Here is a 1,858-nt window from a genome sequence, read left to right as displayed (position 1 = left end):
CCGCGCAGGGCTTCGCGGGCAGTTGCGGCGTGCCGGCGAATGCGATGGATGCCGCCAGCACGCCTGCGACGATCACTGACTTACCCCGCAAGGAAGCCCGCCTTGTCGCAATTGAGGCGGTTGTTGGCCAGCGCGCACGTGGCCATCAAGGTGCCCGTCTTCGAGTAGGCCTTGTAGGTCCAGCCGCTGCCCGCGCGCTCCATCAGCATGAAGCCGAACGTATTGCCGTGCGTGATGCGGTCGACCGTCACGCCCGGCGCCGGCGGCACGTTGGCGGGAAATGGGTCGGGCAGCGCGACGTCGAGGTTGTCGCCGCCGTTCCCGCTCACGAACGTGGCCGGGTGGTTCGATGCGAAGCTGATCGCCTGGAAGTCGTGCACGTGGCCGTGGATCGCGAGCGATACGCCGGCCGGATAGTACGCGGTCGCGTTCAGCTGCCGCATCACCGACAGCAGCGCCGCATTGCCGCCCGCCGGCGCGCCGCCCGCGATCGGCGCGTAGCCGAGGATCGGGTGGTGGTTGACGAACAGGCTCGTCGTCTTCGCCTTGCCGGCCAGCTGGGCGACCGTCTTGAACTCGTCCTGGTACGTGAGGAATTGCGGATCGGTCGTCGCGAGCGCCGCCTTGCCGGCCTTGGCGGAATCGAACACGATCACCTGCGTATCGCTCCCGAGCGGCACGGCATACGGCGCCGTGTAGTTGGCGACGGCGTCGTTGGCCGGATCGTCGCAGGTGCGCTTCGCGCCGTAGGCCTGCGTGTCGAGCAGGCGGAACCAGCCCTGGCCGGCGCGCGCGCATTCCTCGTGGTTGCCGCGCACGACGATCCACGGCGCCGCGGCCAGCAGCGGCGCGGCCGGCTTGAACAGGTCCGCTTCCCACGTGTCCCAGCCATAGCCCCACGGGCTGTCCTTGCAGCCGGCGATGTCGGACGGGCAGGCGTTCTCGCGGTAATGGTAATCGCCGATGTGCATGACGAGGTCCGGCCGCAGCTTCGCGGCCGTTGCGGCGATCTGCGCGAGCGGCCACGCGTCGGCGTCGTTGCACGACTGCCAGGCGTTGTCGGCCTTCTTCAAACGGCAGCCCGTGTCGGCCAGGATGACGATGCGTTGCGGCGCAGCCTTCGGCAGCGGCAGCGCCCTGCTGCCGACGTGCGCCTCTTTCGCATCCGCCGCCACCGCCGCCTCGCAGACGTTGAGCGGGAACGCGGACGGTTTCGAATCCGCGGCGGCGCAGCGCACGACGGCGTGCCTGCGGCCGCGCGCAGGGTCATGCGCGTATCGGCGCCGTCGACCGTGATCACCGGGCACGTGCCGTACGTCGTGGCCGCGCGCGCGACCGGCTTGCCGCCGTCGCCCATCACGACCCACGCGTATTTCACGTAGTCGTCCTTCGTCGCCTCGTCGATGTGCGTGGAGCTGCAGCTGGCGAGCAGGCTGGCCACTGCGACGGCGCCGAGGGCCCGGCCGTTCGATCCGATCATCTGGGTGTCCTTTCGTGCGTGATTGAAATCGCAACACGATAAGGACGCAATATGACCCGGCTATGACATCCGCCAGTCCTCGCGCATCAGGTCCACGTAACGTTGCGCGCCCAGGCCCAGCGGCCGCTCGCGCGACCACACGACGTCGACCCACAGGCGCAGCGCATTGCTGATGTTGTCGAAGCCGATCTCCACGAGGCTCCCGGCCGCCACCAGCGGCTGCGCGAGCGCGCGCGGCAGATACGCCCAGCCGAGGCCCGCCTGCACGAGGTTCAGGGTGGCGAGGTAGCTGTCCACGCGCCACACGTCGCGCGCGCTCGCGCAGCCGCTGGTGGCGGCCGGGAGCCTCGTGGAGATCGGCTTCGACAACATCAGCAA

At 69.4% G+C, this 1,858-nt stretch carries 1 protein-coding gene and 1 pseudogene; both read right to left on the bottom strand.

Going from position 1 to position 1,858, the window contains the following annotated elements:
- Nucleotides 1–80: 80 nt before the first annotated feature.
- Nucleotides 81–1,480: pseudogene (locus ACEN88_RS30615) on the bottom strand (metallophosphoesterase family protein).
- A 60-nt stretch (nt 1,481–1,540) separates the two neighbouring features.
- Nucleotides 1,541–1,858: LysR substrate-binding domain-containing protein (locus tag ACEN88_RS30610; RefSeq protein WP_413345784.1), on the bottom strand; the 318-nt coding region annotated here is incomplete at its 5' end.

It is taken from the genome of Massilia sp. CT11-108, assembly GCF_047302915.1.
GTDB classification, from domain to species: Bacteria; Pseudomonadota; Gammaproteobacteria; order Burkholderiales; family Burkholderiaceae_D; genus Telluria; species Telluria orientalis.
The sequence above is the reverse complement of the archived record's forward strand: the minus strand, read 5'-3'. Positions and strand labels throughout refer to the sequence as shown.